Source organism: Rhodococcus oxybenzonivorans (assembly GCF_003130705.1).
Classification (GTDB): Bacteria; Actinomycetota; Actinomycetes; order Mycobacteriales; family Mycobacteriaceae; genus Rhodococcus_F; species Rhodococcus_F oxybenzonivorans.
Map to the genome: position 1 here is coordinate 2,691,046 of NZ_CP021354.1, position 25,007 is coordinate 2,716,052.

Consider the following 25,007-nt stretch of genomic DNA (forward strand, 5'->3'; position numbering starts at 1 on the left):
GACTAGGGTTGTCGCACGTGAGCCTGGTCCTTTTGCCTGCTGTAGATGTCGTCAACGGTGAAGCTGTTCGCCTCGTCCAGGGGGAGGCAGGGAGCGAGACCGGGTACGGCTCGCCTCGTGATGCCGCCCTTGCGTGGCAGAACGACGGTGCCGAGTGGGTGCACATCGTCGACCTCGACGCCGCATTCGGTCGCGGTTCGAATCGGGAACTCCTCGCCGACGTCGTGGGTGAGCTCGACATCCAGGTCGAACTGTCCGGGGGAATCCGCGACGACGAGTCGCTCGAGGCCGCTCTGGCCACCGGGTGCGGCCGTGTGAATCTCGGTACCGCCGCCATCGAGAATCCCGACTGGTGCGCCCGCGCGATCGCGAAGTACGGCGACAAGATCGCCGTCGGTCTCGATGTCAGGCTGATCGACGGTGAGTATCAGCTCCGTGGCCGCGGCTGGGTCACCGAGGGCGGAAACCTGTGGGAGACCCTCGCGCGTCTCGACCGGGACGGTTGCTCGCGCTACGTCGTCACCGATGTGAGCAAGGACGGCACCCTGACCGGCCCCAATCTCGAACTCCTCGCGCAGGTGTGTGCGGCCACCGACGCGCCCGTCGTGGCGTCGGGTGGTGTGTCCACCATCGACGATCTGACGGCGATCGCCGGACTCGTCGATCAGGGCGTCGAGGGCGCCATCGTCGGCAAGGCGCTCTACGCGGGACGTTTCACGCTCCCCGAGGCGCTCGCCGCGGTCTCGGGCTGATCCGGTCATGAGCCCGAACCGCGATCCTCAGGAACTGCTCGCCGTTGCCGGTGAGCTGCTCGACGGCGTCCACGACCGGTTCGTTGCCGGGGTGGGGTCGCCGAGTGCCGTGCACAAGGGACCCGACGACTTCGCGACTGCTCTCGACCTCGAACTCGAGAAACGGCTGACCGGAGAACTTCAGGATCGGACCGGCATCGCGGTTCACGGCGAGGAATTCGGTGGCCCCGATCTCGACGCAGGATTGGTGTGGGTTCTCGATCCCATCGACGGCACCTTCAACTACTCGGCAGGATTGCCGACGGCGGGCACACTTCTCGCCCTGCTCGACGACGGTGTCCCGGTCCTCGGTCTCACGTGGCTGCCGCTCGTCGGGCGACGGTACGCGGCCGTGGCGGACGGGCCGCTCCTCGAGGGCGGTCTGCCGCTGCCGCGTCTCACCGAGACGTCGCTGGCCTCGTCGATCGTGGGAATGGGCGCACTGAACATCGACAGCCGCGGACGTATCCCCGGGCCTTATCGGCTGCAGGTTCTCGCTCAGCTCAGCCGGGTGTCGTCGCGGATCCGGATCCACGGCTCCACCGGCGTCGACCTCGCCTTCACCGCGGCGGGAATACTCGGTGGCACGGTGGTGTTCGGCCACAATGCGTGGGACAACGCCGCCGGCGTGGCTCTGGTGCGGGCGGCGGGTGGCGTGGTCACGGATCTCGCAGGTCAGCCGTGGACGATCGCTTCAGATTCTGTGCTGGCCGGTGCCCCCGGAGTGCACGGTGAGATTCTCGACATTCTCGGATCGCTGGGTGACCCCCGCGCCGAGCTCTCGGAAGGGCTTACGTAATGACTCTGGCAGTGCGGGTTATCCCTTGCCTCGACGTCGATGCAGGACGCGTCGTCAAGGGCGTCAACTTCGAGAATCTGCGCGATGCAGGGGATCCGGTGGAGTTGGCGGCCGCCTACGACGCACAGGGTGCCGACGAGCTCACCTTCCTCGATGTCACAGCCTCGACCGCGGCCCGTGGCACCATGCTCGATGTCGTGAGCCGGACGGCGGAACAGGTCTTCATTCCGCTCACCGTCGGCGGCGGCGTCCGTACCGTCGAGGACGTCGACCGGTTGCTGCGTGCCGGTGCCGACAAGGTCAGCGTCAACACCGCGGCCATCGCCCGGCCCGAACTGCTTCGTGAACTGAGCGAGCGTTTCGGGTCCCAGTGCATCGTGCTGTCCGTGGATGCGCGCACGGTCCCGCAGGGTCAGCCGGACACCGCGTCCGGATGGGAAGTGACCACCCATGGCGGCAAGCGCGGAACCGGGATCGATGCGGTCGAGTGGGCGGTGCGCGGCGCCGAACTGGGTGTCGGCGAAATTCTGCTCAACTCCATGGACGCCGACGGGACGAAAGCGGGCTTCGACCTCCCGATGATCCGCGCCGTGCGGGCGGCCGTGCACGTGCCGGTGATCGCGAGCGGGGGAGCGGGTGCTGTGGAGCATTTCGCACCCGCCGTCGACGCGGGCGCCGACGCGGTACTGGCCGCAAGTGTCTTCCATTTCGGCGACATGACGATCGCCGAAGTGAAGACGTCCATGCGCGAAGAAGGGATCACCGTCCGATGAGTCTCGACCCCGCTATCGCCTCGCGGCTCAAGCGCAACGACGCTGGCCTGTTCAGCGCCGTCGCTCAGGAACGGTCGACGGGTGACGTCCTGATGGTGGCGTGGATGGATGACGAAGCACTCGCCCGCACCCTCGACACCCGCAAGGGCACCTACTACTCCCGTTCCCGCCAGCAGTACTGGGTGAAGGGGGAGACGTCCGGGCACACGCAGTACGTCCACGAGGTGCGGCTCGACTGCGACGGCGACACGGTGCTTCTGATCGTGGATCAGGAAGGCGCTGCATGTCATACGGGCACGCACACGTGCTTCGACACCGACGTTCTGCTCGCCGCGCCGTAGAAGTTCCGGACGCTCGGGCAGAACGTCCCGCATGCCCTCGGGCAGAACGTCCCGCATGCCCTCGGGCAGAATGCCCGCATGCCATTGATCCAGATCAGTCAGACAACCGGGCTCACCACCGAGCAGAAGCGCGCGACCATCGAAGCGGTCACCAAGGCGTACGCCGAGGCGACGGGTAAGGACCCGGCGAAGGTCTGGGTGACGATTGCGGACGTGCCGGCCGAGAACTGGGGTGTCGGCGGGTCGCCGCTGGGGTGAGGTGCGGTCGGGTCGCCGCTGGGGTGAGGTGCGGTCGGGTCGCCGCTGGGGTGAGGTGGACTCGGCGCGTCACGCTCTTCCGGTGCCGGCGGCGATGCCCTTGTCGAGTTGGGTGAGCATGGCGCTGCCGAGTTCGGAGAGCTGACGTACTTGGTCCGTGGAGAGGCCGTCGAAGACGAGTGCGCGGACGGATTCGACGTGGGGTGGTGCGGCCTCCACTACTTTGGCCATCCCTGCCTCGGTGAGGACGGCGTCGGAACCACGGCTTCCCCGGATGCTCTCTCGCCGGACCCAGCCGGCTTTTTCCATCTTGGTGATGACGTGGGACAGCCGCGACAGTGACGCGTTGGCCCTCTGCGCGAGCAAGGAGAGCTGAAGTCGGCGGTTATTTTCGCCGGACAGGGAGGCGAGGACGAAGTACTCGAAGTGGGTGAGCGCCGAGTCGCGCTGCAGCTGGGCGTCGAGGGCCGCGGGCAGGCGGGTGACGAGTGCGATGAGGGTGAGCCACGCCTGCTGCTGATCGGCGTCGAGCCAGCGTGTCTCCGTCTGCGTCGAGCTGTCCTCGTCGTACCCACCCATGAGTGGTGTCCTCCATTTCGTGCGCCGAACCGCTGTGCGACCTCTTCACCATAGGCAGCACGCCGCCTGCGGAACGGTACCCGGGAATAGTTGTCGGATCCGCGTGTTGACTCCTATACTAGCTTGAAGGTTCAACTTAGGGCCTTGCGAGTCGGACCTCGAGGAGTCACGATGACGAACGTCATGCCCGCACTGTTCCTGAGCCACGGAGCACCGCCGTTGGTCGACAGCGAACTGTGGGTGTCGCAACTGGCGAAGTGGGCCGGCGACCTGCCGCGGCCGAAAGCCATCCTCATGGTCTCGGCGCACTGGGAGTCCGCGCCGCTCACCATCGGATCGACCACCACAGGGACCCCCCTCGTCTACGACTTCGGCGGTTTTCCCGAACGTTTCTACCGGGCCACGTACGCCTCACCGGGTGCTCCGGATTTGGCCGCGCTGGTCGCGGCACTCATGCCCGACAACGAGACGGTGGCGCATCAACCGGATCGGGGCCTCGATCACGGCGCCTACGTGCCGCTCACGGTGATGTATCCGGACGCCGACATCCCCGTCCTGCAGATCTCCTTGCCGACGCTCGACCCCGAACGGCTGCTGCACCTCGGTGAGCGGCTGCGCCCACTGCGGGAGCAGGGAGTCCTGATCGTCGGCTCCGGGTTCACCACCCACGGGCTGCCGTTCCTGCGCGACCCCTCGCCTGAGGCGAAGGCCCCGGGATGGTCGGCGGAGTTCGACGCGTGGGCGAACGAGCGCCTGGCTGCAGGCGATGTCGACTCGCTCATCGGCTTCCGCGCACTCGCCCCGGGCATGCCCTATGCGCATCCGACGATCGAGCATTTCGCTCCGCTGTTCGTGACGCTCGGCGCCTCCAGCGACCCCGAGCAGATTCCCCGCCAAGTGATCGACGGGTTCTGGATGGGCTTGGCGAAGCGGTCTTTTCAAGTGGCCTGACGGGCACGGAGGAACGTCAGCGCGTGATCGCCGTGGGCATTCGCGCGAAACTCGCTCGAGATCACCTCGAGCACCGTGCGGTCGGTGTCGATGACGAACGTCGACCGTTTGACGGGTGCGAGTTTGCCGAGCAATCCGCGCCGGACACCGAACTTCTCGGCGACCGCGCCGTCGCGGTCCGACAGAAGTGGGTAGTCGAACGACTGCGCCTGCGCGAACGACGCCTGCTTGGCCACCGCATCGGTGCTGATCCCGGCGCGGGAAGCCCCGACGGCTGCGAACTCGTCGGCGAGGTCGCGAAAATGGCATGCCTCGGCGGTGCAGACCGGGGTGGACGCCGCCGGATAGAAGAACAGCACCAGCGGACCGTCCTCCAGAAGGCTCGACAGTGAACGTTCGTTGCCGTCCTGGTCGGGCAGGGTGAATTCCGGTGCAAGCTGACCTGGCTTCATGACAGCCGAGGCTACCCGCGCACGCAGACGCGCCGAACGCGCCTGGGATGATGGTTGACATGCACGGTGAGCCCACCACGATGTCCGCGCCCAAATCCGCCGCCACCTTGCCAGGTGGCGGATCCGACTCGACCACCACGCGCGAGCAGTTCCACGCTCTCGCCGCCGAGCATCGGGTCGTCCCGGTGACTCGTAAGGTGCTGGCGGACGCCGAAACTCCGCTGTCGGCGTACACGAAGCTGGCGGGAAACAGGCCCGGTACGTTCCTGCTGGAATCAGCGGAGAACGGTCGGTCGTGGTCACGATGGTCGTTCATCGGCGCAGGAAGTCCCGCCGCGTTGACCGTCGTCGACGGGGAGGCGGCCTGGTACGGAAACGTTCCGGCGGGAGCGCCGTCGGGTGGGGATCCCATCGCGGCGCTCGGTCAGACCCTCGAGCTCCTGCGGAGCGAAAGGCTGCCCGACCTGCCGCCGCTGACCGGCGGCATGGTGGGCTTCCTCGGCTACGACGCCGTGCGGCGCATCGAACGCATCGGTGAGCACGCCGTGGACGACCTGCAGATCCCAGAGATGGTCATGCTGCTCGCCACGGATCTGGCGGCTGTCGATCACCACGAGGGGGCCATCACCCTCATTGCCAACGCGGTGAACTGGGACGGCACGGACGAGCGGGTCGACGAGGCGTACGACAATGCCGTCGAGCGCCTCGACCGGATGACGGCCTCGCTGTCGGCGCCCGCGCCGTCCACGGTGTCCACGTTCGCCACACCCGCACCCGACTACCGCCGGCAGCGCACCACCGAGGGATTCGGTGCGGACGTACAGCGCCTGGTGGGGGAGATCGAGGCGGGCGAGGCGTTCCAGGTCGTGCTGTCGCAGCGTTTCGAAATCGATTGTGCCGCTGCGCCTATCGATGTGTACCGCATGCTACGCGCCTCGAATCCCAGCCCCTACATGTACCTCCTCAACGTTCCCGGTGGTGACGGCGAGACCGCGTTCTCGATCGTCGGTTCCAGCCCGGAAGCGCTGGTGACGGTCAAGGAGGGTGTTGCCACCACTCACCCGATCGCCGGCACCCGGTGGCGTGGTGCCACCGAGGAGGACGACATCCTCCTGGAGAAGGATCTCCTCGCCGACGAGAAGGAGAACGCCGAGCACCTCATGCTCGTCGATCTCGGCCGCAACGACCTCGGCCGCGTGTGTGAACCCGGCACGGTGAAAGTGCACGACTATCGGCACATCGAGCGGTACAGCCACGTGATGCACCTCGTCTCCACGGTGACGGGCCACCTCGCGGCCGGCAAACAGGCACTCGACGCCGTCACCGCCTGCTTCCCGGCCGGCACGCTGTCGGGCGCGCCGAAGGTGCGGGCCATGCAGTTGATCGAGGAACTCGAACCGACGAGGCGCGGAATCTACGGCGGCATCGTCGGATACCTCGACTTCGCCGGCGACGCCGACACCGCGATTTCCATCCGGACGGCGTTGATCAAGGACGGCATCGGGTACGTCCAGGCCGGTGCCGGTGTGGTGGCCGATTCGAATCCCGAATACGAGGACACGGAGGCGCGGAACAAGGCCATGGCCGTGCTCAGCGCCATCGCCGCGGCGCACACGATGAAGACCCTGGGAGGCGGCACGCAGTGACCGAAGGGACCGGAGCGGGAACCGAGACTCCAGGACGCCGCCGGTCGATTCTCGCGGTGCTCCTTCTCGCCGTCGCGGCGGTGTGCTTGTGGGGAGCATCCCGGATGACGTGGGTGGAGGTCACCTCCTCCGACGGACTCGGTGAGCAGCGCACAACGGTGCTCGACGGGGGCACCTGGGCGGCGGCGCTCACGCCGCTGGCCTTGACCCTTGTTGCCGCCATCGCCGCGTCCTTCGCCGTCAAGGGCTGGGCGCTCCGCGTTCTCGGCGTACTCGTGGCCGCCGTGGCCGTCGTAGCGGCCGTCCCGGCGGCAACTGTGCTCGTCTCCGGCGCACCGGACGAGCAGGCGGGGCGGCTGGCGGAATTGCCGGGCCGTGCGGTGATCGATTCCGTGTCGGTGAATCAGGGGCCCGCGGTGCTGGCTCTCGCCGGCGCTGTCGCCGCCCTCGCCGCCGCCGTCGAACTGGCCCGCCGTCCACGGGTACGCGCCGGGCTCTCCTCGAAGTACGACAGCCCGGCCGCACGGCGCGCGGCGGCCCAGAAGACCAGCGCTGATTCCGCCGACGAGCCCCTCACACAACGCATGCTGTGGGACGCCCTCGACGCGGGCGAAGATCCGACGGTCGACGGCTCCCGCGCAGACAAGAAAGCCGATGATGTCGACCGACTGGACGGCGACAGCAACGAGCCGGGTACCCGATCGTAAACAGAATCAGAGTGCCATCTACGCTTGCTTCACTCCTGATGATGTTCCTCACATCGGGTTCCTGCCCAGAAAGGACTCGGGCCACGATGACCGTTCTCGACTCGATTCTCGACGGAGTGCGCGCCGATGTGGCCGCCCGCGAAGCCGTCCTTGACTTCGCCGCTGTCAAGGCCGCCGCGGCTGCCGCACCGCCTGCGCTCGACGCGGCGGCAGCTCTGCTCGAGCCTGGCATCGGAGTCATCGCCGAGGTCAAGCGTGCAAGCCCGTCGAAGGGCCCGCTCGCCGAGATCACCGACCCCGCCGAACTCGCCAAGGCCTACGAGGCCGGCGGCGCCCGGGTCATCAGCGTGCTCACCGAGGAACGACGTTTTCAGGGATCCCTCGCCGACCTCGACGCCGTCCGGCGTGCGGTCAGCATCCCGATCCTGCGTAAAGACTTCATCGTCGGGCCGTACCAGATCCACGAGGCCCGCGCGCACGGCGCCGACGTCGTCCTGCTCATCGTCGCCGCGCTCGAGCAGCATGCGCTGGCGTCGTTGATCGACCGCACCGAGTCGCTGGGAATGACCGCGCTGGTCGAGGTTCACACCGAAGAGGAAGCCAACCGGGCACTCGAGGCCGGCGCCAGGGTGATCGGCGTCAACGCCCGAAACCTCAAGACACTCGAGGTCGACAAGAACACCTTCGGGGAGATCGCACCCGGACTGCCCACCGAAACCATCAAGATCGCCGAATCCGGTGTCCGGGGTACCGCCGACCTCCTCGCCTACGCGGGTGCCGGAGCGGACGCCGTACTCGTCGGCGAAGGCCTCGTCACCAGCGGAGATCCACGCAAGGCCGTGGCCGATCTGGTCAATGCCGGGGCGCACCCCTCCTGCCCCAAGCCGTCGCGCTGAACCGACTGCGGCCGAATTGACCCGGACGGCGGCAGCGCCCGGCGTTGGGGCAGACTGGACCTGTGACTTCACGTAATCAGGACACCGTCTTCAAGGGTGGCGATCTGCCGACTGCCAGCGCCGGAATCGCCGAACGCACGTCGCACGACCCCGACTCCGGAGGACACTTCGGCGTCTACGGCGGACGCCACGTGCCCGAGGCGCTGATGGCGGTGATCGAGGAGGTCACGGCCGCGTACGACAAGGCGCGGTCGGATGACACCTTCTTGTCCGAGCTCGATCGGTTGCAGCGCGATTACACGGGCCGCCCGTCACCCATCTTCGAGGCCACTCGGATGAGTGAATTCGCCGGGGGCGCGCGGCTGATCCTCAAGCGCGAAGATCTCAATCACACGGGCTCGCACAAGATCAACAACGTGCTCGGTCAGGTGCTGCTCGCCAAGCAGATGGGCAAGACCCGCATCATCGCGGAGACCGGTGCCGGTCAGCACGGTGTGGCCACGGCGACGGCGTGTGCACTGTTCGGCCTCGAGTGCGTCATCTACATGGGCGCGGTCGACACCGAGCGGCAGGCGCTGAACGTGGCCCGTATGCGGTTGCTCGGTTCGTCGGTGGTTTCTGTGGAGTCCGGCTCCCGGACGCTCAAGGATGCCATCAACGAGGCGCTGCGGGACTGGGTGACCAACGCCCACAACACGTACTACTGCTTCGGCACCGCGGCCGGACCGCACCCCTTCCCGACCATCGTCCGCGACTTCCAGCGTGTCGTCGGGCTCGAGGCGCGGGCGCAGGTGCAGGCGCTCACGGGCAGGCTGCCCGACGCGGTCACCGCGTGTGTCGGTGGTGGGTCCAACGCCATCGGAATCTTCCACGCCTTCCTCGACGACCCCGGGGTGCGGCTGGTCGGGTACGAGGCTGCCGGTGACGGAGTCGAGACGGGGCGCCACGCCGCCACCTTCGCGGCCGGCACCCCGGGCGCCTTCCAGGGTGCGTACTCGTATCTGCTGCAGGACGAGGACGGGCAGACCATCGAATCGCATTCCATCTCGGCTGGTCTCGACTATCCCGGCGTCGGACCGGAGCACGCCCTGCTCAAGGACATCGGCCGCGCCACCTACGAGCCCGTCACCGACACGGAAGCCATGGATGCCCTGCGCCTCCTGTCCGAGCGTGAGGGAATCATCCCCGCCATCGAATCAGCGCACGCCGTTGCAGGATCGTTGCGACTCGGCCGTGAGCTGGGGGAGGGCGCGATCATCGTCGTCAGCCTCTCCGGGCGCGGCGACAAAGACATGGACACGGCGGCCAAGTGGTTCGGGCTCTTCCACCCCGACGCCGCCACCGAAACCCCCACGACCACCGACAAGGAAGGTTCGGCCAAGTGAGCGAACGACTCTCGCGCCTCGCCCCGACATTCGCGCAGTGCCGTGAGGAGAAGCGTGCCGCTCTGGTCGGATACCTACCCGCCGGGTATCCCACCGTCCCCGAATCCATCGACGTCTTCAAGGCCATGGTCGACTCGGGCTGTGACATCGTCGAGGTCGGTATCGCCTATTCGGACCCGGTGATGGATGGACCCACCATTCAGGCGGCCGCCGAGAAGGCGCTGAGCAACGGCGTCAAGGTGCGTGACGTGTTCACGATCATCGAGCAGATCGCGGCGGTGGGCGGCAAGGCCGTGGTCATGACGTACTGGAATCCGGTTCTGCAGTACGGTGTCGACCGGTTCGCCCGTGACCTCGCGAACGCCGGCGGCCTCGGACTCATCACCCCGAACCTGATCCCCGAGGAGGCCGGCGAGTGGATCACGGCGTCGAAGGAACACGACCTCGACCGGATCTTCCTTGTTGCCCCGTCGTCGACCGAAGAACGACTGGCCATGACCCTGAAAGCGAGCAGCGGATTCGTGTACGCGGCGTCGACGATGGGGGTGACCGGCGCGCGTGACGCGGTGTCGTCGATGGCGCCGGAGTTGACCGCGCGCATCCGTGCCCATTCCGACATTCCGGTGGGTGTCGGTCTGGGTGTCCGTTCGGGGGCGCAGGCCGCCGAGATCGCCGCCTACGCGGATGCAGTCATCGTCGGGTCTGCGCTCGTCACCGCGGTCGAATCCGGGCTCGACGCTGTGCGCTCGCTGACGAGGGAGCTCGCCGAGGGCGTTCGCTCCGCTACCGTGGCGTCGTGACTTCCACTGTGGACGTGCTGGCGTATATTCCGAGTCCGCCTCAGGGCGTCTGGTACGTCGGCCCACTGGCCCTGCGCGCGTACGCGCTGTTCATCATCGTCGGCATCGTCGTCGCGATCTTCTGGGGCGACCGCCGCTGGGTCGCCCGGGGCGGCGAGAAGGGCACCGTGCTCGACATCGCCATCTGGGCGGTGCCGTTCGGGTTGATCGGTGGCCGGCTGTATCACGTCCTGACCGACTGGCCCACCTACTTCGGGGAGGGCGGGGATCCCGTCGACGCCCTGAAGATCTGGCAGGGCGGGCTCGGTATCTGGGGCGCGGTGGCGCTCGGCGGCGTCGGCGCGTGGATCGGCTGTCGTCGGCGTGGGATACCGCTGCCTGCGCTCGGCGACGCGGTAGCGCCTCCCATCTTGCTGGCCCAGGCGATCGGCCGAATCGGCAACTACTTCAACCAGGAACTGTACGGCCGGGAAACCGACGTGGCGTGGGGGCTCGAGATCTTCGAGCGCCGCAACGACGCCGGGCAGGTGCACCCCGAGTTGATCGACGGTGTCTCCACCGGGCAGGTCGCCTTCGTCGTGCACCCCACCTTCCTGTACGAAGCGCTGTGGAACGTGCTGATCGTGATCCTGCTGGTGTGGGTGGACCGCCGCTTCCGTATCGGGCACGGCCGCCTTTTCGCCCTGTATGTGGCCGGGTACTGCGCCGGTCGGTTCTGGATCGAGCTGATGCGCAGCGATCACGCCAGCCTCATCGCCGGCGTCCGCGTCAACTCGTTCACCTCGGCGATCGTGTTCGTCGCGGCGGTGGTGTATGTCTTTGCCGCGACCAAGGGCCGGGAGGATCCGGCGGAGTTGCAACCGCATCATCCTGCCGCGGCGGAAGACGGGCCCCCCGAGCAGGAGACGCCCGAGCAGGATGACGGGGAGAAAGACAAGCCTGCGGGTGACGACAAGGCTGTGAGTACTGCGAGTGCCGGCACCGACGCGGGCACGACGACCACCGACAGCAAGAAGGATGACGCGAATGACTGATCCGGGGAAAGCATCCGACGATTCCGCCAAGGCCGACACCTCCGGCGACGACACCCAGCGGGTGGATCTGGGGAAGAAGAGCGGGAGCGGTGAGTCGAGCCTTCCGCCCGAGTTCGGTTCGCCCTTCGATTACGACGCCACCGCCGAGGCATCGCTGTCGCAGCCACCCGCCACCTCGGACGCAACGCCCTCACCGGCGTCGTCGGGAACCGGGCCCGGATGGGACACCTACTCCGGGGTCGGCAATGGTCCCGGCTGGGGTTCGACTCCCACCTACCCGTCGCCGAGCGGGACCGAACCGACCACCGCACTGCCGAATGTGGGCGACACCCCGCCGCCGACCGCCCCGTACACCGGTTACGACAAGCCGCAGCAGCCTGCGGACGGCCCGACGTACGGCACTCCCGATCCTTACTACAACGCGCAGTACGGGACGTCGCCGCAGTCCGGGCAGGACTATCAGCAGCCCGGCTACCCTCAGGCCGGTTACGGTCAGCAGGGTGCCGCACCCCAGAGTTACGGCCAGCAGAATTACGGCCAGCAGAATTACGGCCAGCAGAATCCCGGACAGCAGTATGGCCAGCAGGGGTACGGACAGCAGGGATACCCGCAGCCCGGATATGCCCCGGCCGGGTACAACGCCTACGTCGATCCGTCTGCGCCGTTCGGCCGGCACCCGGTCAGCGGTGAGCCGTACTCCGACAAGTCGAAGCTCACCGCGGGACTCCTGCAGATTTTCCTGGGTGCCTTCGGTGTCGGACGGTTCTACCTGAACCAGCCCGGCATCGCGGTCGCGCAGATCGCCGTCACCTGGTTGACGTGCGGATTAGGCGGGCTGTGGCCGCTGATCGACGGCATCATGATGCTGACGGGCAGCGTGAAGGACAAGTACGGACGACCCCTCCGGGACCAGTGACGACGTAGCGTCGCCGCTCGATTCCACCGCTGTGGCCTCTGTTGCTCCTGCGACGAGGGCCACAGCGCTGTCCTGTCCGGAAATCGGCATATCCGAGGCTTATCGGTGCTGGTAAGCTGAGCGCGCCGGATGTATGTCCGGTAACAACCTTCACGGGCCGAGGCTGTCCCGGTAGACCCCCGAAATGCAGTTAGCGCCCGTCGTGGCGACCCCGCTAGCGGAGGCCGCCGGCAGGGACGCGCAAGCGCCACCGGTGGTCCCCTCGGCCGATGTGGAGGTATATCGGTGCTGTTCTCTCAGTCGCCCGGTCCGCAAGGTCTCTACGACCCGGATCGCGAAGTCGATTCGTGCGGTGTCGCCATGGTGGTGGACGTGCACGGCCGCCGTTCGCACTCCATCGTCGCGGATGGTCTCGTCGCTCTGGACAACCTCGAGCATCGCGGCGCTGCCGGCGCCGAGACGAACAGCGGAGACGGTGCCGGAATCCTGGTGCAGCTGCCCACCGAGCTCTTCGAGGAGGTCGTCGATTTCGACCTTCCTTCGCCCGCCCCGGACGGAAGTAGTACCTACGCCGCGGGTTTCTGCTTCCTTCCTCGGGACCCGGAGGCGCGATCGAGGGCCCGGAAGCGGATCGAGGACCTCGCCGACGAGGAGGGACTCGACATCCTCGGGTGGCGGGACGTGCCGATCGATTCGGAGGGCGCCGACCTCGGGGCGACGGCACGCGGATGCGAGCCGCACATGAGTCAGCTCTTCGTTGCGGCGCCGCCGACGGGCGGACGGCGGCCCAGTGGTCTCGACCTCGATCGCCTCGTCTACCCGCTGCGGAAGCGCGCCGAGCAGATCACTCCGGAGGTCGAGTCGAGCGGGTCCGGCGTCTACTTCCCGTCGCTGTCGAGCCGCACCATCGTCTACAAGGGCATGCTGACCGTTCCCCAGCTGCCTCTCTACTACATGGACCTGCGGGATCCCCGCATGATGAGTGCGCTCGCGGTGGTGCACAGCAGGTTTTCCACCAACACGTTCCCGTCCTGGCCGCTTGCGCACCCGTTCCGCTTCGTGGCGCACAACGGGGAAATCAACACCGTTCGAGGCAACCGGAATCGGATGCGGGCGCGGGAGGCGATGTTGTCGAGTGCCGCCATCCCAGGAGACCTCCGAAGGTTGTACCCCATCTGCACACCCGAGGCGTCGGACTCTGCCTCGTTCGACGAGGTGCTCGAGCTGCTGCATCTCGCGGGACGCAGCGTGCCCCATGCGGTGATGATGATGGTGCCCGAGGCGTGGGAGAACGACACGAAGATGTGTCCCGACCGGCGCGCTTTCTACCAGTTCCACGCTTCGCTGATGGAGGCGTGGGACGGGCCGGCGTGTGTGACGTTCACCGACGGAACCGTCGTAGGGGCAGTGCTGGACCGTAACGGTCTGCGGCCCGGCCGCTGGTGGCAGACCGTCGACGGGCGGGTGATCCTGGCGAGCGAGAGCGGAGTCCTCGACGTACCCCAGGACGAGGTCGTGGCGAAGGGGCGCCTCGAGCCGGGGCGCATGTTCCTGGTCGACACGTCGGAAGGACGTATCGTTCCCGACGACGAGATCAAGTCGCGGCTGGCAGCCGAGAAGCCGTACGCCGAGTGGCTCTATGCAGGGTTGCTCGACCTGAGGACGCTGCCCGAGCGACCGCACGCCCAGAACAACCATGAGTCGGTGGTCCGGCGACAGGTAGCGTTCGGCTACACCGAGGAAGATCTGCGGATCCTGTTGTCGCCGATGGCGGCGTCCGGCGGGGAGCCGCTCGGCTCGATGGGAACCGACACCCCCATCGCTGTGCTGTCCGTCCGGTCGCGGCTGCTGTACGACTATTTCGTCGAACTGTTCGCCCAGGTGACCAATCCGCCGCTCGACGCCATCCGCGAAGAGATCGTGACGTCGCTGTCCCGGGTCATGGGTCCGGAACAGAATCTGCTCGAGCCCACTGCGGCGTCGTGTCGTCAGATAGTCCTGCCGTGGCCGGTGCTCGACACCGACGACCTGAACAAGATCATCAATGTGAACGCGGACGGCAACCACCCCGGTCTGGCGGCGACCGTTCTGCGCGGTCTCTACGAGGTGGAGCGCGGCGGTGCGGGCATGGCCGATGCGCTGGAAGAACTGCGCACCCAGGCGAGCGCTGCGATCGCGCAGGGATACCGGACACTGGTGATCTCGGACCGCGACTCCGACCACACCCGCGCACCCATCCCGTCGTTGCTGGCCGTGGGCGCGGTGCATCACCACCTGATCCGCACCAAGGAACGAACGAAGGTGGCGCTGGTCGTCGAGTCCGGCGACGCGCGCGAAGTGCATCATCTGGCGCTGCTCATCGGCTACGGAGCGGCCGCGGTCAATCCGTACCTCGCGATGGAGTCGATCGAGGACCTGGTGTCGGAGGGCGAGCTGACGGGAGTCGATCACACGATCGCGGTGCGCAACTACCTGACGGCACTCGGCAAGGGTGTGTTGAAGGTGATGTCGAAGATGGGCATCTCGACAGTTGGTTCGTACACCGCCGCCCAGGCTTTCGAGGCACTCGGCCTCGACCGCGGCCTCGTCGACGAGTATTTCCGGGGGACCACCAGCAAACTCGGTGGCGTGGGACTCGACGAGATCGCGCGGGAAGTGCTGCTCCGGCACCGGCAGGCCTACCCCGACAATCCCACCGAGTACGCGCACCGCCGGCTTGCCCACGGCGGCGAGTACCAGTTCCGCCGCGACGGCGAACTGCACTTGTTCACACCCGAGACCGTGTTTCTCCTCCAGCACGCCACCCGCACCGGCAGACACGAGGTTTTCGCCCAGTACAGCGACGAGGTGAACAGGCTCGCCGCGGCGGGAGGTGCACTGCGTGGCCTCTTCAGCTTCCGCGAGGGCCTCCGGCCTCCGGTGCCGCTCGAGGAGGTGGAGCCGGCGGAGCGGATCGTCACTCGTTTCAACACCGGCGCGATGAGCTATGGGTCCATCTCCGCCGAGGCGCACGAGACGATGGCTGTGGCCATGAACAGTCTCGGTGGGCGATCCAACTCCGGGGAGGGCGGGGAGAACGTCGACCGCCTCTACGACCCGTCCCGTCGCAGCGCCGTGAAGCAGGTGGCGAGCGGAAGGTTCGGTGTCACCAGTGATTACCTCGTCAACGCGAGCGACATCCAGATCAAGATGGCCCAGGGAGCCAAGCCGGGCGAGGGCGGGCAGTTGCCCGCCTACAAGGTGTACCCCTGGGTGGCGGAGACCCGGCACTCGACTCCGGGCGTGGGGTTGATTTCACCTCCGCCGCACCACGACATCTACTCGATCGAGGACCTCGCACAGCTGATCCACGACCTCAAGAACGCCAACGACCAGGCCCGTGTCCATGTGAAGCTGGTCAGTTCGGTGGGTGTGGGGACGGTGGCGGCCGGTGTCAGCAAGGCGCACGCGGACGTGGTCCTCATCTCGGGCAACGACGGCGGCACCGGCGCGACTCCGCTGACGTCGATGAAGCACGCGGGTACGCCGTGGGAGATCGGACTGGCCGATGCGCAGCAGACACTCGTGCTCAACGGTCTGCGCGATCGGATTACCGTTCAGTGCGACGGCGGGATGCGTACCGCGAAGGACGTCGTCGTCGCTGCGCTGCTCGGGGCGGAGGAGTTCGGCTTCTCGACGGCGCCGTTGATCGTGGCAGGGTGCATCATGATGCGTGTGTGCCACCTCGACACCTGCCCGGTGGGTGTGGCCACTCAGAACCCCGAATTGCGTAAGCGGTACACCGGCAAGCCCGAGTTCGTCGAGGAGTTCTTCCGCTTCATCGCCGAGGACGTGCGGCAGCACCTGGCGCGTCTCGGCTTCCGCAGCATCGATGAGGCGGTGGGGCACGCGGACATGCTCGAGACGGCCGAGGGAATCGCGCACTGGAAGAGCCGCGGACTCGACCTCTCGCCGATCTTCGCGTTACCGAAGGGCCCCGACGGGACCCCGCTCACCCAGCGGCGCAAGGTGACCGACCAATACCATGCCCTGGACCGGGCGCTGGACCGCACGCTCATCCAGCTGGCCGAAGGCGCCCTCGAGGACGCGCATCCGGTCGAGATCGAGATGCCCGTGCGCAATGTGAATCGGACTGTCGGGACGCTGCTCGGGGCCGAGGTCACCCGTCGTTACGGTGCGGGGGGGCTCCCCGACGACACTATCCGGCTCACCTTCACCGGGTCGGCGGGTCAATCACTCGGTGCGTTCCTGCCGCCGGGCATCACCATCGACCTCACCGGCGACGCCAACGACTATGTCGGGAAGGGGCTGTCGGGCGGGCGAATCGTGGTGCGCCCGGCCGCCGACGTCCTGTTCGTCCCGGAGACTCAGGTGATCGCCGGCAACACACTGCTATACGGTGCGACCTCGGGTGAACTGTTCCTCCGCGGGCGGGCCGGCGAACGGTTCTCGGTGCGCAATTCCGGAGCGACCGCCGTGGTCGAGGGAGTGGGCGATCACGGGTGCGAGTACATGACGGGCGGACGGGTCGTCGTCCTCGGTCCCACCGGACGGAACCTGGCGGCCGGAATGTCGGGCGGAATCGCGTATGTGCTCGACCTCGATCCCGCCGACGTCAATCCGGCCATGGTCACCCTCCTTACACCCGACCCCGAGGACCTCGACTGGCTGTGCCGTACCGTCAGCGACCATCTGCACTGGACCGGCTCCACCGTCGCGGCTTCGATGCTCGCCGATTGGCCCCGGCGGTCTGCGCTGTTCACCAAGGTGATGCCGGTGGACTATCAGCGGGTTCTCGAGGCCACTCGGCTGGCCCGCGCCGAGGGGCTCGACGTGGACACCGCAATCATGGAGGCGGCTCGTGGCTGATCCGCATGGTTTCCTGCACATCCCCAAGAAGGAAGCACCTAAGCGACCCATTGCGGAAAGGGTGCACGACTGGCACGAGGTCACCAGTCCGCTCAGTCCCGAGGAGCGCAACGCCGAGGTAGCCGAGCAGGCCACCCGCTGCATGGACTGCGGTATCCCGTTCTGCCACTCGGGAAGTGCGGGCTGCCCGCTGGGCAATCTGATTCCGGAGTGGAACGATCTCGTGCGCCGCGGCCGCTGGTCGGCGGCGAGCGAGCGTCTGCATGCCACCAACAACTTCCCGGAGTTCACGGGCAGATTGTGCCCGGCGCCGTGTGAATCGGCGTGTGTGCTCTCGCTCGCCGACACCCACACGACGGGCAGCGTCACCATCAAGCGGATCGAGCAGACGATCGCTGACGTCGCTTGGGAGTCCGGAACGGTGGAGCCTAAACCGCCGATGATCGCCACGGGCAAGAAGGTCGCGGTGGTCGGTTCCGGTCCGGCCGGGCTCGCGGCCGCCCAGCAGCTCACCCGCGCCGGACACGATGTCACCGTCTACGAGCGCGACGACCGGCTCGGGGGACTCCTTCGCTACGGCATCCCCGAGTTCAAGATGGAGAAGTCGGTTCTCGATCAGCGACTGGTCCAGATGCGCGCGGAGGGAACGCATTTCGTCACCGATTGCGAGGTGGGTGTCGATCTCACCGTGGACCAGTTGCGGACCAACTTCGATGCGGTGGTCCTCGCCATCGGCGCCCTGCGTGCCCGAGACAACACGACGGTGGAGGGCCGGGAGCTGGGCGGTATCCATCTCGCAATGGAGCACCTGGTGACGTCCAACAAGGAGTGCGAGGGTGACGGCCCTGCGTCGATCACCGCGAAGGGCAAGCACGTCGTCATCATCGGTGGCGGTGACACCGGCGCGGATTGCCTCGGAACTGCGCATCGACAGGGCGCGTTGTCGGTGACCCAGTTGGACTACCGCCCTGAGTTGCCGAGCGAGCGGGACGAGTCCGTGACTCCGTGGCCGGCCTCGCCGATGGTGCTGCGCACGTCGCCGGCCCACGCGGAAGGCGGCGTCCGCCGGTATCAGGTTGCGGTGCAACGGTTCCTTGGTGACGAGAACGGAAACGTCAGGGCCATGGTGCTCGCGGAGGTCCGGGTGTCGAGGGAGGACGGCAAGCGCATCATCACCCCGGTGGGGGAGGAAATCGAATTACCCTGCGGATTAGCTCTTTTCGCGATCGGTTTCGAGGGCGTCGACCTCGGCCCGCTGCTCGACGACTACGGTTTGAGCCCCACCCGTCGGGGCGTGCTGTCCTGTGGTCCCGACTGGCAGACCACCGCACCGGGAGTGTTCGTGTGCGGCGACGCGCATCGCGGTGCCTCGCTCATCGTGTGGGCGATCGCCGAAGGCAGGTCCGCCGCGCATGCCGTCGATGCGTACCTCACAGGGGCGTCCGACCTCCCCTCGCCGGTGCATCCGACGGCGCTTCCGCTGGCCGTAGTCTAAATGGAGATGGGCGGGCGGGACGACTAGGCTTCAGGCCGTGAACCGACGGACGAAGATCGTATGCACTCTTGGACCTGCTACCGCCACCGGTGACCGTATTCGCGAACTCGTCGAAAGCGGTATGGATGTGGCCCGGCTGAACTTCAGCCACGGGGAACACTCCGACCACGAGGAAAATTACAACCGCGTCCGAGCCGCATCGGATGTGACGGGAAAGGCGGTCGGAGTCCTCGCCGACCTCCAGGGGCCCAAGATTCGGCTCGGCCGGTTCGCCGAAGAGCGCACGACCTGGGCCAACGGTGAGCTCGTCCGGATCACCGTGGACGAGGTCGTCGGCACGCACGACCGGGTGTCGACCACGTACAAGCAGCTCGCGGAGGACGCCAAGGCGGGTGACCGGCTGCTCGTCGACGACGGCAAGGTCGGTCTCGTCGTCACCGGCGTCGAGGGCAACGACGTGGTGTGCCGAGTCACCGAGGGTGGCCCGGTCAGTAACAACAAGGGTGTGTCCCTGCCGGGGATGAACGTGTCGGTGCCCGCGCTGTCGGAGAAGGACATCGCCGACCTCGAGTTCGCCCTGAACCTCGGTGTCGATTTCATCGCCCTCTCGTTCGTGCGTTCACCTGCCGACGTGGAGTTGGTGCACGCGGTCATGGATCGCGTCGGTCGCCGCATCCCGGTCATCGCGAAGCTCGAGAAGCCGGAGGCCATCGACAACCTCGAGGCCGTCGTCCTCGCGTTCGACGCGGTCATGGTCGCGCGTGGTGACCTGGGCGTGGAACTTCCGCTCGAACAGGTCCCGCTCGTGCAGAAGCGGGCCATCCAGATCGCCCGCGAGAACGCGAAGCCGGTCATCGTTGCCACGCAGATGCTCGAGTCGATGATCGAGAACTCGCGCCCCACGCGCGCCGAGGCGTCCGACGTGGCCAACGCGGTTCTCGACGGTGCCGACGCGGTCATGCTCTCCGGGGAAACCTCGGTGGGCAAGTACGTGATGGAGACCGTGCGCACCATGGCCCGCATCGTCGAGGCCGTGGAGGGTGAATCGACCCGGGTGCCTCCGCTGACCCACGTGCCGCGCACCAAGCGGGGCGTCATCTCCTACGCCGCCCGCGACATCGGTGAGCGACTCGACGCGAAGGCGCTCGTTGCCTTCACCCAGTCCGGCGACACGGTGCGGCGACTCGCTCGCTTGCACACCCCGCTGCCGTTGCTCGCGTTCACCCCGCTTCCGGAGGTGCGCAGCCAGCTCTCGTTGACCTGGGGCACGGAGACGTTCCTCGTCGATCCCGTCGAGAGCACCGACGCGATGGTCCGTCAGGTCGACCACGCACTCCTGGGCCTCGGCCGTTACCAGAAGGGTGAACTGGTCATCATCGTGGCAGGTTCGCCGCCCGGCACCGTAGGATCGACCAACCTGATCCACGTCCACAGAATCGGTGAAGAGGACCACTAGGTGAGCGAAGTCGCGGCGAAGACCGATCTCGAGACTCTTCTCGAACTCCTCGATCTGGAGAAGATCGGGGAGGACACCTATCGAGGTCGGCATCCCGCGCAGGTGGGCAGTCGGACGTTCGGCGGCCAGTTGATCTCGCAGGCTCTGGTCGCCGCCGGCCGCACCGTCTCCGGTGAACGGGCGGTGCACGCGGTCAACGCCCATTTCATTCGCGGTGGTGACGTGAAAGAACCGATCGAGTATCGCGTCGATCGTCATCGCGACGGCAGAGCCTTCGCCAACCGGCAGGTCACCGCCCTGCAAAACGGTCAGGAACTGTTCGTGATGCTTGCGGCGTTCCAGGACTGGGGCCAGGGACTCGAACACGCGGTCGCGGTTCCCGATGTTCCGTTCCCGGAGACACTTCCGCCCCTGGGTGATCATTTTCTCGGTTACGAGGACCGGCTGAAGATGTTCGTCAACGCCCTGAAGCCGATCGACATGCGGTATGCGAACGACCCCTCCTGGATCATGAAGGGTACGGGGGAAAAGCTCACCCACAACCGGGTGTGGATGAGGGCGGACGGCAATCTTCCGGACGATCCGCTGATCCACGTCGCCGTCATGGGTTACTCGTCGGACACCACGGTTCTCGATTCCATCATCACCACGCACGGGTTGTCGTGGGGCCTCGACCGGATCGTGGCCGCCACGGTCAATCATTCGATGTGGTTTCATCGCCCGTTCCGGTTCGACGACTGGGCGCTCTACGCCACTGAGTCGCCGGTGGCCGCCGGTTCGCGAGGCCTCGCGACCGGGCGCTTCTTCTCGCTCGAAGGCGAACTGCTCGCCACGGTCGTGCAGGAGGGGCTGATTCGTCATTTCCCGCCCAGGAAGTGACCGTTCGGGGCGTATCGTCGATTCCGGATCTCCGACGGAACGGACGTGCACCATGAGCGCAGACGACACCGAGCAGAAGAACACCGGCGAGCAGACCGAGGGCGAAGTGCCCCGTCCCGACGACGAAGCGATCGAGAAGGCCAAGAAGAAGGCAGAGGAAATCGACGCTCGGTACGATCCGGGCGCCCGGGAGACGGTCGTGCTCCCCGGGTCCGGGGGCACGGTCTCCGGCACCGCCTTCGACGACTATGTCGACGACGAGGGCAACCTCAAGGAAGAGTATCGAGACCGAGATCCGGACACCGAAGAAAAGCAGGAACCTGCACAAGACGGGTAGCTTTCCGGGCGACGACGGACGTGTCGTTCACGTTTCTCTCGCCGATCACGCCGAACCAGGGTTAGACTTCGCCATCTTTTCTCCTGAGCTTCATCTCGTGATCGGGGACCTGGGTCGTGGACTGGAACAACGTGGTGTGGGACAGCACGGTATGGCTGTTGAAGGCCTACGTGATGACTGCCGTCGTCTTTGTCGTCGTCATCGTGCTGCTCGCTCGATTCACCAAATGGGGCAGGCAGTTCTGGCGTTTCGCGGCGGCGTATTTCGATCCGCGGCGTAGTCCCAAGCCGCTGGTGATCCTCGCGGTCCTACTGTTGTTCACCGTGTTCGCCGTGCGGATGAACGTACTGTTCTCCTATTGGTCCAACGACTTCTACGACTCGATCCAGAACCTCGACGAGACCGCGTTCTGGCACTTTCTGCGGGTGTTCGCGTTCCTCGCGGCCATCCACGTCGTACGCGCCCTGATCGAGTTCCTCATCGGCCAGACCCTCGACATCGATTGGCGTGTCTGGCTCACCCACCACCTCACGGACGACTGGCTCGACAGTCGCGCCTACTACCGCGACCGCTTCCTCGACGACGCGATCGACAACCCCGATCAGCGGATCCAGGCCGACATCACCAACTTCGTGACCACGGCCCGGGTGCTGTCCATGGGCGCGGTCACCGCGGTGCTATCGATCGTGTCGTTCACCGGAATCCTGTGGGACCTGTCCGGTCCGATGACCATCTTCGGCACCGAGATTCCGCGGGCGATGATCTTCCTCGTCTTCGTCTACGTTCTCGTCACCACGCTGGTGGCGTTCTGGATCGGTAAGCCGCTCATCAGGCTGAACTTCCTCAACGAGAAGCTCAATGCGAACTTCCGCTACGCACTGATCCGGGTCCGTGAGTACGGCGAGAGTATCGCGTTCTATCGCGGCGAGAACGTCGAGCGGCGAACGCTGGCAGGCAGGTTCGCGCACGTCATCCGCAACATGTGGCACATCGTCTTCCGGACTCTCAAATTCAATGGCTGGAACCTCTCGGTGAACCAGACAGCGGTCATCTTCCCCTTCCTGATTCAGGGGCCGCGGCTGTTCAGCGGTCAGGTCTCACTCGGTGACGTCATGCAGACATCGACGGCGTTCTCACAGGTGCACGACTCACTGTCCTTCTTCCGCGAGTCGTACGACGACTTCGCGAGTTTCCGCGCCACCCTCATCCGACTCAATGGTCTGGCCAACGACAACATGCACGCCGCCGCACTCCCGATCTTGAAGACGGGCAAGTCCGGGAACGAACTCGACGTCGACAAGCTCGACGTGCGCACTCCGTCCGGAGCGACGCTCATCGAGGGTCTCGATCTCACCGTCGGCCCCGGTCAGTCGCTGTTGGTCAAGGGTCCGTCCGGTTCCGGCAAGACGACGCTGCTCCGGACCCTCGCCGATCTGTGGCCCTACGCGGACGGCACGGTGTCGCGACCATCCGGGGATGCCATCTTCCTGTCCCAGCGGCCGTATCTGCCGCTCGGTTCGCTCCGGACAGCGCTGGCGTACCCCAGCGAACCGACAGCGGCGGACGGCACTCTCCGTGAGGCGCTGTCGAAGGTGTCGCTGGGCAATCTCGGCGACCGACTCGACGAGACAGCCGACTGGACCCGCATCCTGTCCCCGGGGGAGCAGCAGCGGCTGGCTTTCGCGCGGGTCCTGACCGCGCGGCCGGCCGTCATCTTCCTCGACGAGGCCACCTCGGCGATCGACGAGGGGCTCGAGCACACGCTCTACACGGTCCTGCGGTCCGAATTGCCGGACAGCATCGTGGTCAGCGTCGGGCACCGCAGCACGCTCAACCAATTCCACTCGCTCGGAGTGGAACTGGAAGGCGAGGGCCGGTGGACCGAAACTTCGCTCGTGGGTTGAGCGGCCTCGCCCGGGTGCTGGGTCGAACGGCTCCGCCCGGGTGTCTCGGCGGCACCCGGGCGGACTGTCAGTTGGCCTTGCGGTAGGCCGATGCGAGTTCGTCGGCCCGATCCCATGGTGACCAGTCCACCTCGCGGCCGTCGAGTTGCGCCTCCACGACCTCGAGGCCGGCGTGCCAGCCCGCGGCGTGTGCGTAGGCAGAGTCTTCCTCTTCCACCGTATGCGTGAGCGTCAACCAGCAACCGCCGCTCCCGTCGGGACTCAGCTCCCAATGCAGGGTCTCCGCGTCCCACAGATACTCGAGGATGTGGCCCGGGTGCACCGAAATGACCGTGCCGGTGGTCATGTGGTCTTCGGGTAATCCGAATCGGCGGACCTGCTCCGGGGTTACGCGAAACACCAGTTCCGCGCCGGGGGTGAGGTCGAAGTCGACGTCGGCAGGGAACCAGACTTTCAAATACTGGGGGTCCGTCAGTACCCGCCACACCTTCTCCGGCGAATGCGACAACGCTTGCTGGAATCGAAGAGCTACGCGCCCGTCGTACGTGAAGTTGACGGTGCCGAGATCCATGGGTGACCTCCGTGCTCGAGGGCGGAACCGTGCCACCATGGTACTGGCAGGCACGCGCCGAACCACAGGGTTCCGGCACAACAAAGCCGCCACTACCTGCGGCTCAGTTCTCTTCGCGCGTACGCAGGGCCGACAAGGAGGTACAGCGGATGGCCGTCAGAATGATCGACCACTTGATGCAGGCTCGGCAGGAGCTCCGATACCAGCCGACTCCCAAGCGTGTGCGTGCGCGTCTCGGCGGCGCCACGGTCGTCGACACGCGTGACGCCGTGCTGGTGTGGGAGCCACGACGCGTCGTCCCGTCCTATGCGGTGCCGATCTCCGACGTGACGGGCACCCTGGCGGAGGCGTCCGACGATGCCGCCTCGGAGCTGCCGGTATCACTGGAAGAGGGCGGCCCACCGGTCATCGACCCGCGGACGGCCTTCGGGTTCCACACGACCGCAGGGACGCCGATGACGGTCACTGCCGGTGCCGCCACCGGGCAGGCGTTCCGGCCGGCCGAACTCGACTCGATGGTCATCCTCGACTTCGACGGCTTCGACTGGCTCGAGGAGGACGAACCGATCTTCGGGCACCCCCACGACCCGTTTTCCCGAATCGATGTGCGGCGGAGTTCGACGTCCATCCGCATCGAACTCGACGGCCGACTCGTCGCAGAGTCTTCCCGCGCGCTGATCCTCTTCGAATTCGTGCTCCCTGCGCGCTACTACCTGCCCCGCGCCGACGTCGTCGCGGCGCTCGAACCGAGTCCGACGGCGACTGTCTGTGCGTACAAAGGCCACGCGTCACATTGGTCGCTCGTGGGAGGCGGTGACAAGGGCGTCGACATCGCGTGGAGTTACGAACAACCCCCGCTCGAACTAGCCCAGATCGCGGGGATGGTGTGCTTCTATCAGGAACGTGTCGACGTCGTCCTCGACGGCAAGGCACAGATCAGACCCGTCACCCCGTGGTCGTAACCGTCCGCGGCGATACGCAGCCCGCAGGCAGTGGTGCGGACGGTCCGATAGCAGTACATTGCGCGAAATGCAGGTCAGGGATGACCCTGACCTGCACTTGATGCGACTGTCCGGCAGTGCCCTCGGTGAGACTCGAACTCACACTGGACGGGTTTTGAATCCGTTTCCTCTGCCAATTGGGATACGAGGGCGTGTTGCGCTGTACC

General features: G+C 66.5%; 23 protein-coding genes and 1 tRNA gene. 20 read left to right on the forward strand and 4 right to left on the reverse strand.

Annotated elements, in window-relative coordinates; all coding sequences use genetic code 11:
• Positions 1-17 precede the first annotated feature (17 nt).
• The 5 genes from priA to CBI38_RS12875 all read left to right on the forward strand — a co-directional run bounded on the left by priA (position 18) and on the right by CBI38_RS12875 (position 2,962).
• Complete coding sequence (gene priA, locus CBI38_RS12855) at positions 18-752, forward strand: bifunctional 1-(5-phosphoribosyl)-5-((5-phosphoribosylamino)methylideneamino)imidazole-4-carboxamide isomerase/phosphoribosylanthranilate isomerase PriA (protein ID WP_109335048.1); 735 nt, start codon at positions 18-20, stop codon at positions 750-752.
• A 7-nt stretch (positions 753-759) separates the two neighbouring features.
• Positions 760-1,590: an inositol monophosphatase family protein gene (locus CBI38_RS12860; protein WP_109329374.1), complete on the forward strand. Its 831-nt coding sequence runs from the start codon at positions 760-762 to the stop codon at positions 1,588-1,590.
• The gene (hisF, locus tag CBI38_RS12865) at positions 1,590-2,363 is read left to right on the forward strand and encodes an imidazole glycerol phosphate synthase subunit HisF (RefSeq protein WP_109329376.1); all 774 of its coding nucleotides are present in this window, start codon (positions 1,590-1,592) and stop codon (positions 2,361-2,363) included. Before CBI38_RS12860 ends, hisF begins: the two co-directional genes overlap by 1 nt.
• Entirely contained in the window at positions 2,360-2,704 is a 345-nt protein-coding gene (gene hisI / locus CBI38_RS12870) for a phosphoribosyl-AMP cyclohydrolase (protein ID WP_109329377.1), read from the forward strand. The genes hisF and hisI overlap by 4 nt, the downstream gene beginning before the upstream one ends.
• 78 nt (positions 2,705-2,782) lie before the next feature.
• The gene (locus CBI38_RS12875) at positions 2,783-2,962 is read left to right on the forward strand and encodes a tautomerase family protein (RefSeq protein ID WP_109329378.1); all 180 of its coding nucleotides are present in this window, start codon (positions 2,783-2,785) and stop codon (positions 2,960-2,962) included.
• A gap of 69 nt (positions 2,963-3,031) precedes the next feature.
• On the opposite strand, the gene CBI38_RS12880 is transcribed toward CBI38_RS12875, so the two are convergent.
• Positions 3,032-3,541 carry a MarR family winged helix-turn-helix transcriptional regulator gene (locus CBI38_RS12880; RefSeq protein ID WP_109329379.1) on the reverse strand — a complete coding sequence of 170 codons (510 nt, stop codon included), beginning with the start codon at positions 3,539-3,541 and terminating at the stop codon, positions 3,032-3,034.
• Positions 3,542-3,712: 171 nt separating this feature from the next.
• Between CBI38_RS12880 and CBI38_RS12885 the strand changes: the two genes are divergently transcribed.
• On the forward strand, positions 3,713-4,492 hold the full coding sequence (locus CBI38_RS12885; RefSeq protein WP_109329380.1) for a dioxygenase family protein: 780 nt from the start codon (positions 3,713-3,715) through the stop codon (positions 4,490-4,492).
• On the opposite strand, the gene CBI38_RS12890 is transcribed toward CBI38_RS12885, so the two are convergent.
• Positions 4,480-4,944: a peroxiredoxin gene (locus CBI38_RS12890; RefSeq protein WP_109329381.1), complete on the reverse strand. Its 465-nt coding sequence runs from the start codon at positions 4,942-4,944 to the stop codon at positions 4,480-4,482. The genes CBI38_RS12885 and CBI38_RS12890 overlap by 13 nt on opposite strands.
• A gap of 59 nt (positions 4,945-5,003) precedes the next feature.
• On the opposite strand from CBI38_RS12890, the gene CBI38_RS12895 reads away from it, so the two are divergent.
• The 13 genes from CBI38_RS12895 to CBI38_RS12955 all read left to right on the forward strand — a co-directional run bounded on the left by CBI38_RS12895 (position 5,004) and on the right by CBI38_RS12955 (position 23,268).
• Positions 5,004-6,590 carry an anthranilate synthase component I gene (locus CBI38_RS12895; protein WP_109335049.1) on the forward strand — a complete coding sequence of 529 codons (1,587 nt, stop codon included), beginning with the start codon at positions 5,004-5,006 and terminating at the stop codon, positions 6,588-6,590.
• Positions 6,587-7,297, forward strand: a complete 711-nt coding sequence (locus tag CBI38_RS12900) for a TIGR02234 family membrane protein (RefSeq protein ID WP_109329382.1) — start codon at positions 6,587-6,589, stop codon at positions 7,295-7,297. The genes CBI38_RS12895 and CBI38_RS12900 overlap by 4 nt, the downstream gene beginning before the upstream one ends.
• Before the next feature lie 86 nt (positions 7,298-7,383).
• Positions 7,384-8,193: an indole-3-glycerol phosphate synthase TrpC gene (gene trpC / locus CBI38_RS12905; RefSeq protein WP_109329383.1), complete on the forward strand. Its 810-nt coding sequence runs from the start codon at positions 7,384-7,386 to the stop codon at positions 8,191-8,193.
• Between the two features lie 62 nt (positions 8,194-8,255).
• Complete coding sequence (gene trpB / locus CBI38_RS12910) at positions 8,256-9,578, forward strand: tryptophan synthase subunit beta (protein ID WP_109329384.1); 1,323 nt, start codon at positions 8,256-8,258, stop codon at positions 9,576-9,578.
• On the forward strand, positions 9,575-10,378 hold the full coding sequence (trpA, locus tag CBI38_RS12915; protein WP_109329385.1) for a tryptophan synthase subunit alpha: 804 nt from the start codon (positions 9,575-9,577) through the stop codon (positions 10,376-10,378). Before trpB ends, trpA begins: the two co-directional genes overlap by 4 nt.
• Positions 10,375-11,412: a prolipoprotein diacylglyceryl transferase gene (gene lgt, locus CBI38_RS12920; RefSeq protein ID WP_109329386.1), complete on the forward strand. Its 1,038-nt coding sequence runs from the start codon at positions 10,375-10,377 to the stop codon at positions 11,410-11,412. Before trpA ends, lgt begins: the two co-directional genes overlap by 4 nt.
• Complete coding sequence (locus CBI38_RS12925) at positions 11,405-12,328, forward strand: TM2 domain-containing protein (protein WP_109329387.1); 924 nt, start codon at positions 11,405-11,407, stop codon at positions 12,326-12,328. Before lgt ends, CBI38_RS12925 begins: the two co-directional genes overlap by 8 nt.
• Before the next feature lie 285 nt (positions 12,329-12,613).
• Entirely contained in the window at positions 12,614-17,197 is a 4,584-nt protein-coding gene (gltB, locus tag CBI38_RS12930; RefSeq protein ID WP_109329388.1) for a glutamate synthase large subunit, read from the forward strand.
• Positions 17,190-18,692, forward strand: coding sequence for a glutamate synthase subunit beta (locus CBI38_RS12935; RefSeq protein ID WP_109329389.1), 1,503 nt, complete (start codon positions 17,190-17,192; stop codon positions 18,690-18,692). The genes gltB and CBI38_RS12935 overlap by 8 nt, the downstream gene beginning before the upstream one ends.
• A gap of 37 nt (positions 18,693-18,729) precedes the next feature.
• Entirely contained in the window at positions 18,730-20,148 is a 1,419-nt protein-coding gene (gene pyk, locus CBI38_RS12940) for a pyruvate kinase (protein ID WP_109329390.1), read from the forward strand.
• Positions 20,149-21,027: an acyl-CoA thioesterase gene (locus CBI38_RS12945; protein WP_109329391.1), complete on the forward strand. Its 879-nt coding sequence runs from the start codon at positions 20,149-20,151 to the stop codon at positions 21,025-21,027.
• A 52-nt stretch (positions 21,028-21,079) separates the two neighbouring features.
• Positions 21,080-21,364, forward strand: coding sequence for a hypothetical protein (locus tag CBI38_RS12950; RefSeq protein ID WP_109329392.1), 285 nt, complete (start codon positions 21,080-21,082; stop codon positions 21,362-21,364).
• Positions 21,365-21,480: 116 nt separating this feature from the next.
• Complete coding sequence (locus CBI38_RS12955; RefSeq protein WP_109329393.1) at positions 21,481-23,268, forward strand: ABC transporter ATP-binding protein/permease; 1,788 nt, start codon at positions 21,481-21,483, stop codon at positions 23,266-23,268.
• Between the two features lie 67 nt (positions 23,269-23,335).
• Here CBI38_RS12955 and CBI38_RS12960 read toward each other — a convergent pair whose 3' ends face one another.
• Positions 23,336-23,839, reverse strand: coding sequence for an SRPBCC family protein (locus CBI38_RS12960; protein WP_109329394.1), 504 nt, complete (start codon positions 23,837-23,839; stop codon positions 23,336-23,338).
• 149 nt (positions 23,840-23,988) lie between these two features.
• On the opposite strand from CBI38_RS12960, the gene CBI38_RS12965 reads away from it, so the two are divergent.
• Positions 23,989-24,801 (forward strand): DUF427 domain-containing protein, encoded by an 813-nt coding sequence (locus tag CBI38_RS12965; protein WP_109329395.1) that lies wholly within the window; start codon positions 23,989-23,991, stop codon positions 24,799-24,801.
• 117 nt (positions 24,802-24,918) lie between these two features.
• On the opposite strand, the gene CBI38_RS12970 is transcribed toward CBI38_RS12965, so the two are convergent.
• A tRNA-Leu gene (locus CBI38_RS12970) sits at positions 24,919-24,992 on the reverse strand.
• Positions 24,993-25,007 lie beyond the last annotated feature (15 nt).